This window comes from Lentilactobacillus sp. SPB1-3, from assembly GCF_026913205.2.
Lineage (GTDB): Bacteria > Bacillota > Bacilli > Lactobacillales > Lactobacillaceae > Lentilactobacillus > Lentilactobacillus terminaliae.
The window spans coordinates 890502-907001 of the sequence record NZ_CP168151.1; the positions used below are offsets into that span (position 1 = coordinate 890502).

Sequence of the window (16500 nt, forward strand, 5' to 3'; positions counted from 1 at the left end):
CACCATTCCCTTCTGATATATCTTAACTTAAGTATAATCTACATTGAGAATAATTGAAAACATCCGGCCCTAAAAATAGATATTGATACCAGTTCTTAAGAAAACGTTATTCTACTGGTAGGACAGGCGCTTATCTGCTAAAATAATAACGTTATGTTTTAGGATTTAATGTAAAGAGAAAAAGGGGAAAGACTTATGTGTGGATTTGTTGGTTTTGTAAACCAAAAAGATGTCCCAACCGACACAATTAATAATATGGCCGATCGTATCAAACATCGTGGCCCAGACGACGAAGCATATTTTACTGATAATAATGTTTCAATGGGATTCAGACGACTTTCAATCATTGACTTGGCCCATGGTGCTCAACCAATGAAGAATCGTGATGGGTCAAAAGTCCTTACTTTTAATGGTGAAATTTATAATTACAAAGATATTAGAAAAGAACTTCAAGACCTTGGTTATGAATTCAAAACTGATGTAGACTCAGAAGTATTGATTCATGGTTACGATGCTTGGGGTCCGGATTTACTACAAAGACTTCGTGGAATGTTTGCCTTCGTTATCTATGATAGCAAGACTAACGAAGTATTTGGTGCCCGTGATCATTTCGGAATTAAACCACTTTATTACTATGATGATGGTAAGACTTTCCTTTGGGCATCTGAAATCAAAGCATTTTTGGAACATCCAAACTTTAACAAACGTTTGAATGTTGAATTATTGCCAATTCACTTGAGTTTCGAATTTATTCCTTCAAGAGAAACTATGTTTAAGGATGTCTACAAGCTTCTCCCTGGACAATATTTCTTACACAAAGATGGTAAAACTGAAACTCATCACTACTTCAAGTTTAATTACGATCACATTGATAATACTCAGACTGTTGAGGAAGATTCAAAGAAGATCGAACAACTTGTTGATGACTCAGTTAAGGCTCATATGATTGCCGACGTTGAGGTTGGTAGTTTCCTTTCTAGTGGTATTGATTCTAGCTATGTTTTGAATGAAGCTTCAAAACTTAAGCCAATTCAATCATTCTCACTTGGATTCCATAACTCTAAATATAGTGAATTAGGTTGGTCAACTGAATTCGCTAAGGCAATCAAGCAAAAGAATACACAAATCTACATGGATGGTGACGATTACTTCGATATCTTGCCAACTATGATGTATTACATGGATGAACCACTTTCAAATCCTGCTGCTGTTCAATTGTATTACTTGACTAAGCGGACTTCTGAAAGTGTTAAGGTTGCTCTTTCTGGAGAAGGTGCTGATGAATTCTTCGGTGGATACAACACTTATCTAGAAGCTCTTCCATTCGAAAGATACCAAAAATTTGTTCCAAGTCCAGTTCGTAAGGGACTTGCTTCAATCGCTCGTAAGATGCCTAGATTCCATGGTAAGCGTTTTTTGATTCGTGGTGCTCAACCATTAAGCGAACGTTACTACCGAGTAAACTATGTTTACAACTATGACGATCGTGATCGCGTTCTTAAAGATCCTAGCATCAACAGAGATTCTGGTGATTACACTAAGCATATCTTTGATGATGTTAAAGGTAAGGACGAAATGACCCAAATGCAATACTTCGATATCAACACTTGGTTACCATATGATATCTTGCATAAGGCCGATCGAATGAGTATGGCTAATTCACTTGAAGTTCGTGTACCTCTGGTTGATAAGGAAGTTGCTGCTTTTGCTGCTACTATGCCTGTTAATACTAGAATTACTCCTGAAGAAACTAAGATTTCTTTGAGAACTGCTGCTGAACGTCATATGCCAAAAGAAAATGCACTGAAAGAAAAGCTTGGTTTCCCATCACCAATCGCTAGCTGGATCAATGATCCTAAGTATCACGAAAGAATTGTCCGTGCATTCCATTCTGATACTGCTCAAAAGTACTTCAATGTGCAAGAATTGGATCGCTTACTAGAAGAACATGCTGGTGGAAAATCTAACATGCAAAAAATCTTCACAGTTTACACATTTATTCTCTGGTACCAAATCTACTTCCCAGAAGATACTAGTGAAAAGACTGTTGAACTAGTAAGAAGAACACAGATTTAATAAATTTTAACGGAGGGTACGACTGTTGGCGAATTTAATAAACGGTGAAATACTGCAATTACTCTCTGAACATAATTTACTTGTTAAAACTTCAAATCTTGATTTAACAGCCAGCTATACGGGAATTACTTACAATTCTAGAACAGCTGAGTCAGGTTCTTTATTCTTTTGTAAAGGGAACTTTAAACCTGAGTATTTGAAGGATGCCAAGAATCACGGCGCAAGTGCTTATGTTTCAGAAGTTGAATACGCTGACGTTGAGTTACCCGCAATTATCGTGAATAATGTCCAAAAAACAATGTCGCTCATTAGTGCGGCATTTTTTGGCTTTCCACAGAATAAATTAACGACAATTGCGTATACGGGAACTAAGGGTAAGACAACGTCATCATATTTCACAAAAAACATTTTGGATCATCAATATTCAGTAGGATTATTTTCAACAATTGATACGATTGTTGGTAAGTCCGCTGATGATAAATTTAAATCAAGTTTGACAACTCCTGAATCATTGGATTTATTTACTAATATGAATCAAGTAGTTAATAACGGATTAGATCATCTTGTTATGGAAGTTTCGTCACAAGCATACAAAAAGAATCGAGTATATGGTCTGCATTATGATGTTGGTGTGTTCTTGAATATCTCTCCGGATCACATTGGTAGAAATGAACATCCAACGTTCGCTGATTATTTACATTGCAAGGAACAATTGTTAGTCAACTCTAGCAAAGTGGTTATTAACGCAGATGGTTCTCATCTGCTTGATACATATATGACTGCCAAGGCAACGACACAACCTGAAGATATTTACTTGTTCGCAAAAAAAGGCTCCGAGCAAATCAATGATTTTCCAATTGATTTTGTTTACGAAACCCTATCAGATACTCTGGAACAAAATAAAATTAATTTGAATGCAGTAAGTGATAAAGCTAATGCATTATCAATCGCTGGTGAATACGAAATTGGTTTGCCGGGTGATTATAATGAATCAAATGCAGTCGCCACAGCCATTGCATCAGCCTTAGTTGGTGCAACTCAAGAAAATATTAAACTTGGCTTGAGTCGAATCGTTATTCCAGGAAGAATGGAACACTTTGCCACTAAAGGTCATGGTACGGTCTATGTTGATTACGCACATAACTACGCAAGTATGGATTCTGTTTTGTCATTTTTGAAATCACAAAATCCAGACAGCAAGGTATTCGTTGTCACGGGTAGTGCCGGTGATAAAGGAATTGATCGTCGTCCAGGATTGGGGAAAGCCATTGGCGCTTCAGCCGATGTGGCCATCTTGACTTCAGATGATCCAGGATATGAAAATCCTAAGGATATTGCAGATACTATTGCTGATAACATTAATAATGATGCGGTCAATGTCCGTTATATCGAAGATCGTAAAGAAGCTATTTTGACAGCAATCAACGAAAGTAATGTGGGTGACGTTGTCTTGATAGCGGGTAAGGGAAGAGATCCTTATCAAAAAATAAACGGTGTGGACACATCTTACGATGGTGATGCTCAAATCGTTGCAACATATTCTAAGGAGGTATAAAAGTGCAAAATAATACAAAAAAATTCACACCGGTACTTTTAGGTAGTGACTTTAATGCTTATGGAATGGCCAGAAGTCTATACGAAATCTATGGCCAACCAGTTAAGGCTTTTGCTCAAGCGCAACTTGCTCCAACTAGATTTACTAAAATCGTTGATTTGGAATTGATCGATGGTTTTTCTGAAGATCCAATTTGGATCAACGAAATGATGAAAATCAAAGACCGTTATTCTGACCATGAAGAACCAGTGATTTTAATTGGTTGTGGGGATGGCTATGCTGAATTGATTTCTAAGCACAAAGCTGAATTGGAAGATGTTTTTGTTTGTCCATACATTGATTACGATTTAATCAAACAACTTAATGACAAAGAAAACTTTTACAAGATGTGTGATAAATATGATTTGCCTTATCCAAAGACAAAGATTATCACTAAAGATGAATACGAATCTGGTCAAAAAGTTGAGCAACCATTTAATTATCCGGTTGCTTTAAAACCAGCTAACAGTGTGGAATGGTTAGATATTCATTTTGAAGGCCGTAAAAAGGCATTTATCATTAAATCTGCTGATGAATTCTATGATATCGTTGGTAAAATTTATGATAATGGTTACACTTCTGATTTAATTTTGCAGGACTTTATTCCAGGTGACGATAGCAACATGCGTGTTTTGAATGCCTACGTTGATAAAAATCACCAAGTTAAGTTTATGTGTTTAGGTCATCCATTATTGGAAGATCCAGCACCAGCTGCGATTGGAAATTACGTGGCAATTATTCCTGAATTTAATCAAGACATTTACGACAAGGTGAAGTCATTCCTTGAAAAAATTGAATTTACAGGTTACGCTAACTTTGACTTGAAGTTTGATACCCGTGATAATTCATATAAGCTTTTCGAAATTAACTTGCGAACTGGTCGAAGCAGTTTCTTCGTTACTTTAAACGGTTATCGTTTAGCTGATTGGGTTGTTCAAGATTACGCATTTGATTCATTAAAGGATCAAGAAACAGTCTTTGCTAACCAAGATCCTAGCAAGTATTTCTTATGGTTAGGAGTATCTCCTAAAGTATTTAAGGAATACGCAAAAGATAACGAGGTTAAGGACCATGCATTGCAACTATTGGATGAGGGTCGGTACGGTGATACTTTCTGGTATGACAAAGACCGAAGTGTCAAGCGTTACGCATTGTACAAATGGATGATGCATAACTACACTAAAAACTTCAAACGTTACTTTACGGCTAAATAGCCAGTGGGAGATGGGTTCATGAATCATTTCTTTACAATCATTGGCGGAATGGGTACTGAAGCCACTGAGACGTTTATTCATATTTTAAATGATAAAACTGATGCTCAAAAAGATCAGGATTACTTGAACTATATTTTGGTAAACCATGCCACGGTTCCTGATCGAACAGATTATATTTTGGATCATAGTAAGCCAAATCCATTTATTCCATTGAAAGAAGATATTTTGACTCAAGCAAAATTTGAACCAGACTTCTTCTCAATTCCATGTAACACGGCTCACTATTTCTATGATGATTTGCAAGCATTGACAGACATTCCAATTTTACACATGCCAAGGTTAACGGTTCAACAAATTAAAACCGATTTTCCTAATGCAAAGAAAGTTGGTTTAATTGCCACTCGTGGTACTCTTCATGATGGCATTTATGATCAAGAAATCTTGGATGCAGGGTATGAACTAGTTAAGCCAACTGAGAAGATCGCCAATGAAACGATGGAGTTAATCTACGATAATATCAAGGAACAAAATCACGTTGACGGTGACTTATATCACAAGATTCTGAGTGAAATGGTCGATGAATTAGATAGTGATGTAGTCATTCTTGGCTGTACAGAATTATCTGTTGCTGAAGAGCGTGCTGGAGATCATGATTATCCAGTACTTGATGCCCAGACAGTTTTAGCAGAAAAAACAATTGAATATGCAAGAAAAAATCAGCCTAAAAATTAACGGCTGATTGACAAATGATTGTGATGACGGCGGCTACGATAAAAGTAACCGTCGTTTTTATTTTTAAAATTCCATCTTGTTTTCTACCTAAGATAGTTTCAGTTAGTGTAATGATCAATAGAGTTAATATAGCTGAGACCCCAATTAGAGCAGGGTGCCGATCAAATGATCTAATGTCTATGACTACTTGGGAAATGATGATACCTAAGTAGAATCCCCGAGAATAGATGAGTGATTGGATAACCCGTTTTTTAGTATGTCTAGTCACACCTATCAAAACTCCCAGAATGGTCCCCAGCCAACAAATGTAATTAATGGCAATCCACACAATATTTCACCCCTTTACTTTAATAGTATTAGGTATTTGGCGTCAAAAATCAATTGTGAAAAATTTGCATAGTCAATGAATTGGTCTAGTGATATAATATTTATTGTATTGCGGGTATAGTTTAGTGGTAAAACGTAAGCTTCCCAAGCTTGTGTCGCGGGTCCGATTCCCGTTACCCGCTTATGTGTATAAACGTAGTGCTTAAACCATTCGTGCAAGAATGTTAAGAGAATTCAAATATAATTGATGTTGCAAGCAACTTTTGGCGCATCAAAGAAAAACACCCCAGATTATGGGTATAAAGTGTTTGAATGATAACTAATGCAAAAGACAGAAAGACGCTGGTCTCAAGAAATGAGATCAGCGTCTTTTGTATACTTAATATTTATGATAATCAAGATATATTTAATAGTGACCAGTTGATGTTGCATGTAATTTAACTGAATGTTATCAATTATTGCCAAAAACCAAATATATCATCGGCCATAGAAGGATAAGCAAACATCATCTCATTTAGCTTCGATGAGGTTACATTCAGATTGATTAGAATTGCCATGTAATTCACTAATAAATCTGCATCATCACTGAGTACTTCAGCTCCAACGACGTGATCATCGCTTCGTCTTATTATTAATTCTAAGTCAGCGATTGGTTGCCGTTTTCTGCGATAGGATTGCCATTGGTGCATGTCGATTAATTTAACTTCATACTTTTCAGGTTGATTACGTGCAATGCTACCAGAGATACCAACTAAACCTAGTTTTGGGAGACTGAAAACTGTCATGGCAGGTACTGGATACTTAATAGGGTAAGTGTCAGAACTGCAAATCATATTACCTAGATACTTTGCTTGGAAAGTTGCGTAATTACTTAGTTTCGGAACGGGAGCATCGCAACAATCTCCCAATGCATAAATGTTTGGGACAGAAGTTTGTAATTGATCATTTACTTTGATTCCAGTTGTAGATGTGTCAACGCCAATGGATGCTAGCTTCAAATTATCAACATTTGCTATGCGTCCCGCCACCACAAATACTGAATCAGCTTCAATGGTTTGCTGATGAGTAAATTGAACATGTAATCCATTAGTAGTTTTTGAGACATTAGTTAATTCGGAATCGAAATAGAATTCAACCCCTTCGTTCTGTAAGTGATTAATCAGTTTATTGACCAAATTTTCGTCAAATTCACGTAACGCACGATTGTTATGTTGAATGATCGATACTTTTACTCCGGCTTCACAGAGAAGGCTAGCCAAAGCAAAACCGATGATGCCCGCTCCTATAAGTACTGTTTGATTGGGTAAGATAGGTAAATTCAAAAGTTCATTGCTTGTTTGAACGTATTCTTTACCGGGAACGCTGAGTAAACGAGGCTTTGATCCAGATGCAATTACAAATGTATCCGCGGTATATAACATTTCATTGACTTTAACAGAATTTTTATCCACAAATGATGCGGTACCACTAATAATGGTCACATCGTTATTTAACAATTCTTGACGAACGTGAATTGCTCCTGAACTAACTATTTCATCTCGATTTAAACCTATGGTATCCCAGTCAATTGCTGGAATCTTTGCTAAACCATAATTTTGAAATAAACGGGCTTGATAGTGAGCCTCAGCCACTGCTAAGAGGGATTTTTTGCCCGTACTTCCAGAGTTAATAGTTGTCCCGCCTAAATGACTCCTTGATTCCACGACTGCAACTTGTTTATGATGCTGAGCCAAATTTAGTGCAACAGTCATTCCTGCAACTCCACTACCAATCACAATTACATCAAATTTCGTTTTCATAGGCATTACTCGAAAAGCTTTGCCGCCAGATTAATACCTGGGGTACTATTTTTACTTGCATTATCACTATTTCGAATCGGTTCAATTTCTGTCATAATCAATTCCTCCAAATATTTTATTTACCGTTAGTATAGATTTCCTGTAATTGTTAGTCCATCATTTTAATGCTGGGGATATACGGAAAGAATCGCTTAATTTTACTTCCTTTTATATTTTCGATAGGTGAGAAAACCAGTCAAGATGACTGATACGGCAGAAATTCCGTACGCTAACCAAACAATTGGCGAGACCCGATGTTGCACTAGAATCGTTGATGTTCCTTTTGGAACTGACACACCAACTGTTCCGCGATTAGTTTGATGCGTGGAAACAACTTTTCCATTTATTCTGGCAATTTCGGATTTATAACTTAAGAAAGGTAATTCGACTTTTTCTTTTTTTCGGCTTTGGGAATTCTATTTAGTTTTGAGAAAATCCTTGTATGATTTATGATTAAATTGGAATAATAGATTAGCTAAATTTTATGAATGTCAGATTTAAGAAAAGAACAGTTCAAGGTCTAAATGCAATCTTAGAATGTCTTAAATGCATTGCTATAGGTATATTTTTTGGTGTAGATCCAAAAAATAAGATTGGTTAGGAAACTGTTTTGTTGATTTTAGTTTCCATGGATGATACACTACTAGGTGTTAAAAGGAGATTGATTAATGCCTAAAGAATATTCATCAGATCAAAGACGAATACTAACCGACCAAATCTATAGTCAGATTAGTTCGCACGGAATAAAATCGTACTCTATGGATCAGTTAGCCAAAGACTTACAAGTATCAAAGAAGACGGTTTATAAATATTATGAAAACAAAGAAACGTTGATCAAAGAAATGATGGATCAATTTACTGATGAACTTTTAAATGTTAGTTTGCCAAAACCTGAATCCTTCGAAGACGTCAGACGAATAATTCATTTAGCGATTGAACAGGCTATGAAGATCAGTAAGACATTCGCAGACGGTTTTGTTGATGATCTACATGATGTCTACCCAAATGTGTATGATGACTATCAACAAAATCTTGATCAATTTTATGGACTGATTCTCAACTGGTTAAATGAAACTGCCAAATTGGGTATTATAGCCAAAGTTGATAACGAGGTATTGGTTTTGATTACGCCAACGATGATGCCGGTACTTCGTCAATCGTTTTCAGACAAAGAATTTGATGAACATGTAGATAACTTTGAAAAATTAGTTGTGAAGATGTTGAAACCATGAATTGGAGATGAAAAAATCTCCAATTATTTTTGAAATCGTGGAAACTAATTCAAAATAAATAGTTTCCTAAACGAAAGGAATTATTAAATATGAACTACAAACAGCCAAAGAAGAATTGGACATTAAATGATATGCCAGATCAAACAGGCAAAATTGTTGTAATTACTGGAGGAACAAGTGGGGTCGGGTATGAAGATGCGAAAGCATTCGCAATGAAAAATGCCATGATCCATATTCTGGCTCATAATCTTGAAAAGGGGCAAAAGGCGATTGCGGAGTTAAAACATGAGACAGGCAATCAAAACATCTTTTTCCACTCAGTTAATTTGATGTCTATTACAGCGATTAAAGAATTCGCAAAAAAACTGCTTGAAACCACTCCAAAGATTGACGTTTTAATTAACAATGCCGGAATTATGATGCCGGCTCAAGCAAGATTAAGTGAAGACGGATTAGAGTCGATGTGGGCAACCAATTATTTTGGAGGTTTTACGCTGACAATGTCACTATTACCTGCCCTTAAGAAGTCGACACATGCACGAGTTGTCAATTTGACGTCGTTAGCGACTGGTAAACCCGAAATAGATTTGGATAATTTAGATGGTCATGATTATAATGCTTGGAAAGTTTATATTGCGACTAAAATGGCGCAAGCAATGATATCTAGAAAGCTAAATTCAATTTTTCAGGAACAAAATATTTCCGTTACTGTTTTAGCTGCCAGCCCTGGATTAGCAGCAACTAATCTGGTGACCAAGAAAGCGGGAGCAACTTCAATAATGATGCGCGTAGGCGCAATTTTGTTTAAAGTGTTTCCAAATATTCGCCAAAGTGCTTCGCAGGCCGCCTTACCAACTTTGTATGCTGCGACGGATTCCAATGCTGAGGGCGGTGCAGTATATGCACCTAATAACAAGCAAGGTACGAAAGGGTATCCGGCATTATGGGGATGGAATGAGAGCAAGTATATGGACATGGAAACTGCCAGCAAGCTGTTAGATAAATCGTTAGAAATCGTTGATGATAAGTTATAAAAATTGAACAAGTAAGTTTTTATCGGTAAAAAAACGCCTGATCTCAAGATAATGAGGTCGGGCGTTTTTGATTTTAAGATTTAAGACTACTGGGAATTACTAGTGCCACAAATCGGCCGCGGAAAAGATTAATAAACATGCCACAAGAACGTTAATAATTCGAAAATGTTGGTGATAGAATTTATTTATCAGTTGACCTCCAACAGTCCAAAGAAATGTACCGGCAGACCCGATGGCCACCATGAGCAATAATCTAAGTGGGATTTGATTCAATAGACCTGACAAAGAGAAAGCCCCCAATCCGGTAATAAAATATAGATATAGTTTGATGTTGCTCAATTGAAGTAAAAATCCAGTATTGAAAGTGGAAGAACCATTATTGGTATCATCTGGAACACTGATGGCAGTGTGATAAGCGAGGTATAGAAGATATAAACAACCGATTAATTTCATTATTTCAATAACCAGTGGAGTATTTTGCAACCATGATGAAAATATCGCAGCGAAGGCGCCAGTGACAAACATGCCCGTGGCCATCCCCCAATTAAGATTCAAACTTTTCTTAAAGCCGATTGTTTGGCCGGATGCCATGGCCATGATGGTGTTGGGGCCAGGTGTGATGGACATAGTGATTGTGAAGATTACGAAGGCTAGCATATATGGTTTTCCTTTCTCGAAAATTCATTGCAAATGCAATTAGTTTATAAAGGACATTCTAACTTAAAGTCATTGCATTTGCAATATGTTTTTGATATGCTGAAGAAAAAGGAGGCGGAGCCATGTTTGATGTAATTCGAGAAATTGGGGCAATGACTCGGAAAATTCAGATACTTAGTAATGCAGAATTTCGCGAGATCGGATTAGATAATAATGCCTTTCTTTATATTATTAGGATCTGTGAGCAACCGGGAATGTTTTTGGGTGCTCTGGCAGACTCGATACAAATAGATCGAACAACTGCATTTCGGACCATTAAAAAATTGGCAGCATCAGGTTGGCTTGAAATAATTCAAGACAAGGATGATAAGCGTCTCCGAAGGGTGTATCCGACACAAAAAGCAACCGACATTTATCCTAGATTGCATGCTTTTGAAAAACAGTGTTCTGATGAACTGCTGAAGAATTTGAATGAAGATGAGCGGGATGAGTTGAGAATTTTGATTAAGAAGCTTAGCTTTTAAATTTTATATTATCAATATTTTTGACGATTAAAAATTCTGGGTTATGGAAACTTGGATTGTAATGTAAATCAATGCTTCTGCTACCTAAATTTTTCTAGATCAAGAAAAATTTAGGTAATGTGTTGACTTTAACTAAACGTTCATTTAATATTATCGCATGCGAAAAATTGATGAACAGAAAAAACAAGCAATTGAACACACTGTATTAGTTATTATTAAGGAAGAAGGAATACAAGGATTATCGTTTGGGAAAATTGCCAAACGAGCACGAGTTAGTTCAGGGGCACCCTATGTCTACTTTAAAGATAAGACTGATATGCTTTCTAGCCTATATCTGAAGGCTAAAAATTTATTTGATCAGGGCATTCAGTACGACATAGATCAAGGTAAAACATTGCAAGAAAAAATATTTTTTAGTGTTAATCATTTTGCTAGAATGGCAGTTGATTATCCACTAGAGGCAAATTTGCTTAATGCCCTAAGAGACAATCCCAAAATGATTTCAGAGGAGGCAAGGATTGAAGGTAGTTCATTAGCATTTCCACTCGTTAGCATGTATGAAGAAGCGGTTAAGGATAATAGATTTGTGTCGGACAACTTGGAGTTAATATATGCTCAGCTATTTGGACCTTTTATCATGCTTTTGGTGGACAGACAGGCTGTAGGAAAGTTTGCGACTATTGAAGAATTGAACGAAATTATTAAAATGTCAGTAAAAGGCGTTTTAAGATAATTTTTTTTGAATCATAACTAAACGATTGTTTAATAAAAGCTAAGTATAAATGAATTAATTTAAAAGGAAATTGAAAATATATTTGTTTTCGAAAGGAATATTAATATGAAAAAAATTGTTGTAATTACGGGTGCAAGTAATGGTATGGGCGAAGCAGCAACCAAGTTATTCGCTAAGAGAGGCTGGGTAGTGTATGGAGGAGCTCGTCGAGTTGAAAAAATTCCAACTGGCGATAATATTCACGCCTTAAAGTTAGATGTCACAGATTCTGAATCTAACCATGTGTTTATCAATAAAATTCTTGAAGAACAACATCAGATTGATGTTTTAATTAATAACGCTGGTTATGGTGAATTTGGTCCGATTGAAGAAATTCCACTTCAGAATGCAAAAAAACAATTTGACACAAACTTTTTTGGAGCTGTTGAGTTGACTCAACTCGTTTTACCAATTATGCGCAAACAAGGAAGAGGAAGAATTGTTAATATTTCTTCTGTTGGAGGAGATCTTTACACGCCACTTGGTGCATATTATCATGCTACTAAAGCGGCAATTCAGCAATGGAGTGATGTTTTAGACTTAGAAGTTTCAGAATTTGGCATTCGTTCAGTTGTTGTCCAACCAGGTGGTACTCAATCATCATGGGGAGATATTGCCATGCAAACGGCTAAGAAAAACCTTAAGTCCAATAGCTCATATGTGGATTTAGTAGAAAACGTGACTGAAATGCTAACAAATAACAATTCAGTCAGCAGATATCCAACAGCTGATGAGTTGGCAGAAACATTTTACAAAGCTGCTACTGATGAAAGACCAAAATGGCGTTACTTTAATTCATTGAGGGACCGTCTAGTCGTTCGATTTGTTCGGTCACATCCAAGAATTTTAAAAACAGGTTTTAAAATGTTTATGCGGCGTGAGAGCAATAAAAAATAAATCATTGAATTCTAAATGGTTTTTAAACATCAAAAGCGCCTGATCTCAATTGTTTGAGATCAGGCGCTTTTGATTATTCATTGTGATCCCAAATAAGGCAATTAATACATTAGAAAATCATAGTAATTCGCTATTTTTCAACGATGGAATGACATTTTCTGACATCAATTGAATTAGTTGTGCAGGTGTTTCTTTTTTACCTTGGTGAATCCATTCTTCTAAAATTCCAAAGAATGCTCCACTGAGCATTGCGGTTAGATAGCAATTTTCTATATCAGTGCCTGATTTAAGATTATATTTCGGAAATATATTTTGTTGAGCATTATTTCTAAAATGATCTTTAATCTGGGATTGAATTTCAATTGATCCACGATTTGATAATAGAATCGCTAAAATTTCACCATCCGTATTTAAATAATCCAATACGTTTTCAAAAATAATCTGGATGCCTAGGTGTTTCTTTTCCTTCATGATTTGCATTCCATGCTCAATAAATTCACGTTGGTATTTTTGTACCAAATCATATTTATCTTCAAAATGAAGATAAAAGCCACTTCTGCTTGTATTTGCTTGAGCACAAATATCGCGGACGGAAATTTCGTCAAAACTTTTTTTCCGCAAGAGTTCTTCAAAAGCTGAATATAGTCGTTGCTGTGATTTGACAAATCTTAGGTCTCGCTTGTTTTTTACCATAATGAACCTCACTAACTAATCAATTTATGCAAACTGTCTATTAACTAAGATTGAAGATTGATAACTTAAAGTAGCTGACATATACTTCGAATGTAAATAGATATTGAACATATTGTCTATTATAAAGCGAACAATTACAAGTGAGAGGAAGATAATTTATGAATTGGTTACTTAAGCATTGGTATAATGCTACTATGTTTTTAGCAATTTATACGACGATTTTGTTATTTATATACGTATCAAAACAAAACTTTGCATTGTTTTTAATTTGGTTGCAGACGCCCGTCTACTTCATGCACGAGTTTGAAGAATATATCTTACCAGGAGGATTCCAGAAGTTCTTCAATACAAAAATCATGGGTTCCGTGGATCCTTCATTTCCATTAAATGATAAAGTTTCCTTTTGGATTAATGTCCCTGTAATTTTTATTGCAATGCCATTGTCCGCAATCTTAGCAAACTATTTTGGTTTGGGTTGGGGAATTTGGACTGCGGCATTTTCAGTTCTTAACGCTGCCGCTCATGTGGTTTGGATGTTCAAATTTAAATATAATCCAGGACTAGTGGTTAGTGTCTTATTGAATATTCCAGTGGGATGTTATGCAATTTGGTACTTTATTCAAAACCAGTTAGTATCAACGCAAACTTGGGTTATATCCGTTATATTCGGAATTTTAGTTCAAGTTGTCATGACTGCTTATGGATTTGTTGTTTTAAAACCTAAAGTAAGCAAAGAGGGTAAATAAAATGAATAAATGGTTTAGAAATCCTATTGTGTATGTTGCGATGGTAGTAGCAATTTTTTGTGGATTAGCATTTGTTGGAGCAGGATTACCAGGTTTTGGCAACATGCCAGACGGCACTAAACAAATGAAAATTGTAGTTGTGGATCATGACCAATCAACTGGTAGTAAGGCTATTACTGAAAGTCTGAAGGAGAACATGCCTTTTAAGGTTAAACGAACCGATGCTAGGATATCTTCAATTAAATCTCAATTAAATGATCGTTCCGCTGCATTGGCAGTAGAAATTCCCCAAGACTTTATTAAAGATATTCGTCAACAAAGAACACCAAACATCAAATTTTATGTAAACGATTCAAATGGAATGTTGCAAAATTCACTAAACCGTAGCATCATCTCTCAAATGGAAAGTAAGATTAAAGATAATATCACTTCTAAAAAAACGGTTGGAATGGTTGCTGGAATGATTGCACCAGAAATTGCTAAACAAGCTAGTACTCAAGCTCAAAAGCAAGCTGAAGGAATCAAAAATCCTGCTCAATTAGTGGCTTTAAAGAAGAATATTCAAAGGCAAACGAAGGCTCGAATTAAAAAGCAAGCCAGCCAGATTACACAAAAGCTAACTGGTGGTGTCACCACATCAACTGTTCATTTGAATAAGATTCCTAAGAATTATCAATACCAATTGGCACCAATGTTCCTTAACTTAGGAAGTTACTTAGGCGTAATGATTATGGCTTTAATCTTAACTATGACATTTATGAGTGCTCGTTTTAAGATTGGTAAAACCAAAGCTTATCTTTCATATCAAATTAGCGGTTTCATAGCATCGGTTATCTTACCATTCTTTACTGTTGGTTTACTTCGCTGTGAAATCAGTTTTTCTGGGTCAGCTTTTTGGAGTTTAGTTGGCTCGCAAATACTATTTGTGCTGGCAGTCTTCGAGTTTACTAGTATTTTCACTTTTCTATGCGGTAGCTTACCAGGAATGTTACTTCTATTACCAATGATGACCATGCAGGTTGTCGCAGGTGGTGGAATTCTGCCAAGGGTAGTCTTGAGTGGGTTCTATCAATGGTTTAGTAGAGTCACACCAATGTACCAAGGTATCACGAATGCGTTTAACGCCTTGTATGGTGGAAGCTTTTCTCCATATAACCAATCGTTGTTGTGGATTGCACTAACAGGAGTGGTTTGCTCAACATTATTTGCTTTGATTGGTTATCGTCAAAAAACACAAGGCACATTATCAAGCATAATTAAATTCAATTAAAAGTCTGATATAAATGACGAAGATATTCGTTTCATCAAGTAAATGTCAGCAGTATTTGTAAATCTGTAAATCAATCTACAGATTGCATGCAATTAATGTTTTTTAGTGAAAAAAGGGTGAAAGCTATGACTTTTGATGTTAAAAAAGAAGAAAAACAATTCTATAGTGCGAAGGGCCCAGAATTAATTAAGATACCCAGTATGGATTTTATGGCGATTCGAGGAACCGGAAATCCAAACGATGAGGGTGGCGCTTATCAACGCGCTGTTCAGACCTTATATGCTGTGGCGTATACGATACGGATGAGTGAGAAAGCAGGAATTTCGTTACCTGGCTATGAACCTTATGTCGTGTCTCCGTTGGAAGGATTATGGTGGCAGGATGGTTATGCTGGTGTAGATTTGAATAAAAAATCTGATTTTCAGTGGTGGTCAATGATACGTTTGCCTCGTTTTGCAAGTCATGAGATTTTAGATTGGGCTAAAAACACTGCTGCTGAGAAGAAAAAAATTGATACTTCGGATATTCAATGGTTTACGTATGACGAAGGCTTAGTTGTTCAAGCTATGCATCACGGACCTTATGCCACGGAGCCCGAAACCGTTTCTGAGATGAATGATTTTGTGTCTGATCATGAATTGAAGGAGGATTTTTCTACTCGATATCATCATGAGGTTTATTTAAGTGATCCACGAAAGATTGCGCCAGAAAAAATGAAAACCATTTTACGACATCCAGTCAAAAAATGATAAATTATGGATTGTATCGGATGTTAAGAATGATAGACGGTTTGAACATAAATAAAATTAAATAGCTTGTTAGTAAAAACGGCTGATTCCAAGTTTTGGGATTAGGTGTTTTATTTTTTAAAAGACAGATTATGAAAAATAATTC

16 protein-coding genes and 1 tRNA gene are annotated in these 16500 nt (G+C 36.1%); 13 read left to right on the top strand and 4 right to left on the bottom strand.

The window, feature by feature from the left end; all coding sequences use genetic code 11:
- Positions 1-195: 195 nt before the first annotated feature.
- From asnB to O0236_RS04465, 4 genes are all read left to right on the top strand, one after another.
- Positions 196-2076 (top strand): asparagine synthase (glutamine-hydrolyzing), encoded by a 1881-nt coding sequence (gene asnB, locus O0236_RS04450; protein ID WP_268912913.1) that lies wholly within the window; start codon positions 196-198, stop codon positions 2074-2076.
- A gap of 25 nt (positions 2077-2101) precedes the next feature.
- Positions 2102-3631 (top strand): UDP-N-acetylmuramoyl-L-alanyl-D-glutamate--2,6-diaminopimelate ligase, encoded by a 1530-nt coding sequence (locus O0236_RS04455; protein WP_268912914.1) that lies wholly within the window; start codon positions 2102-2104, stop codon positions 3629-3631.
- A gap of 65 nt (positions 3632-3696) precedes the next feature.
- Positions 3697-4884 (top strand): carboxylate--amine ligase, encoded by a 1188-nt coding sequence (locus O0236_RS04460; RefSeq protein WP_268913305.1) that lies wholly within the window; start codon positions 3697-3699, stop codon positions 4882-4884.
- Between the two features lie 18 nt (positions 4885-4902).
- Positions 4903-5616 carry an aspartate/glutamate racemase family protein gene (locus tag O0236_RS04465; RefSeq protein ID WP_268912915.1) on the top strand — a complete coding sequence of 238 codons (714 nt, stop codon included), beginning with the start codon at positions 4903-4905 and terminating at the stop codon, positions 5614-5616.
- On the opposite strand, the gene O0236_RS04470 is transcribed toward O0236_RS04465, so the two are convergent.
- Entirely contained in the window at positions 5606-5944 is a 339-nt protein-coding gene (locus O0236_RS04470) for a DUF1516 family protein (RefSeq protein ID WP_268912916.1), read from the bottom strand. The genes O0236_RS04465 and O0236_RS04470 overlap by 11 nt on opposite strands.
- 110 nt (positions 5945-6054) lie before the next feature.
- On the opposite strand from O0236_RS04470, the gene O0236_RS04475 reads away from it, so the two are divergent.
- Positions 6055-6125: transfer RNA gene (locus O0236_RS04475), tRNA-Gly, on the top strand.
- Positions 6126-6398: 273 nt separating this feature from the next.
- Here O0236_RS04475 and O0236_RS04480 read toward each other — a convergent pair.
- Positions 6399-7742, bottom strand: a complete 1344-nt coding sequence (locus O0236_RS04480) for a dihydrolipoyl dehydrogenase family protein (RefSeq protein WP_268912917.1) — start codon at positions 7740-7742, stop codon at positions 6399-6401.
- 707 nt (positions 7743-8449) lie between these two features.
- Here O0236_RS04480 and O0236_RS04485 point away from each other — a divergent pair.
- Both O0236_RS04485 and O0236_RS04490 read left to right on the top strand, forming a co-directional pair.
- A complete protein-coding gene (locus O0236_RS04485; RefSeq protein ID WP_268912918.1) occupies positions 8450-9013 on the top strand; it encodes a TetR/AcrR family transcriptional regulator in 564 nt (187 codons plus the stop codon).
- A gap of 89 nt (positions 9014-9102) precedes the next feature.
- A complete protein-coding gene (locus O0236_RS04490; RefSeq protein ID WP_268912919.1) occupies positions 9103-10047 on the top strand; it encodes an SDR family NAD(P)-dependent oxidoreductase in 945 nt (314 codons plus the stop codon).
- A 99-nt stretch (positions 10048-10146) separates the two neighbouring features.
- Here the strand turns inward: O0236_RS04490 and O0236_RS04495 are convergent, their stop codons facing one another.
- Complete coding sequence (locus tag O0236_RS04495) at positions 10147-10704, bottom strand: LysE family transporter (RefSeq protein ID WP_268912920.1); 558 nt, start codon at positions 10702-10704, stop codon at positions 10147-10149.
- 122 nt (positions 10705-10826) lie between these two features.
- Between O0236_RS04495 and O0236_RS04500 the strand changes: the two genes are divergently transcribed.
- The 3 genes from O0236_RS04500 to O0236_RS04510 all read left to right on the top strand — a co-directional run bounded on the left by O0236_RS04500 (position 10827) and on the right by O0236_RS04510 (position 12897).
- Entirely contained in the window at positions 10827-11228 is a 402-nt protein-coding gene (locus O0236_RS04500; RefSeq protein ID WP_268912921.1) for a MarR family winged helix-turn-helix transcriptional regulator, read from the top strand.
- Positions 11229-11385: 157 nt separating this feature from the next.
- Positions 11386-11961: a TetR/AcrR family transcriptional regulator gene (locus O0236_RS04505; protein ID WP_268912922.1), complete on the top strand. Its 576-nt coding sequence runs from the start codon at positions 11386-11388 to the stop codon at positions 11959-11961.
- A gap of 105 nt (positions 11962-12066) precedes the next feature.
- Positions 12067-12897 carry an SDR family NAD(P)-dependent oxidoreductase gene (locus O0236_RS04510; RefSeq protein ID WP_268912923.1) on the top strand — a complete coding sequence of 277 codons (831 nt, stop codon included), beginning with the start codon at positions 12067-12069 and terminating at the stop codon, positions 12895-12897.
- A 117-nt stretch (positions 12898-13014) separates the two neighbouring features.
- Here O0236_RS04510 and O0236_RS04515 read toward each other — a convergent pair whose 3' ends face one another.
- Positions 13015-13590, bottom strand: coding sequence for a TetR/AcrR family transcriptional regulator (locus O0236_RS04515; RefSeq protein ID WP_268912924.1), 576 nt, complete (start codon positions 13588-13590; stop codon positions 13015-13017).
- Positions 13591-13748: 158 nt separating this feature from the next.
- Here O0236_RS04515 and O0236_RS04520 point away from each other — a divergent pair, with 158 nt between their 5' ends.
- The 3 genes from O0236_RS04520 to O0236_RS04530 all read left to right on the top strand — a co-directional run bounded on the left by O0236_RS04520 (position 13749) and on the right by O0236_RS04530 (position 16355).
- Positions 13749-14336: an HXXEE domain-containing protein gene (locus O0236_RS04520; protein WP_268912925.1), complete on the top strand. Its 588-nt coding sequence runs from the start codon at positions 13749-13751 to the stop codon at positions 14334-14336.
- 1 nt (position 14337) lies between these two features.
- Positions 14338-15606 carry a YhgE/Pip domain-containing protein gene (locus O0236_RS04525; RefSeq protein ID WP_268912926.1) on the top strand — a complete coding sequence of 423 codons (1269 nt, stop codon included), beginning with the start codon at positions 14338-14340 and terminating at the stop codon, positions 15604-15606.
- Between the two features lie 125 nt (positions 15607-15731).
- Positions 15732-16355, top strand: a complete 624-nt coding sequence (locus O0236_RS04530) for a GyrI-like domain-containing protein (protein ID WP_268912927.1) — start codon at positions 15732-15734, stop codon at positions 16353-16355.
- Positions 16356-16500 lie beyond the last annotated feature (145 nt).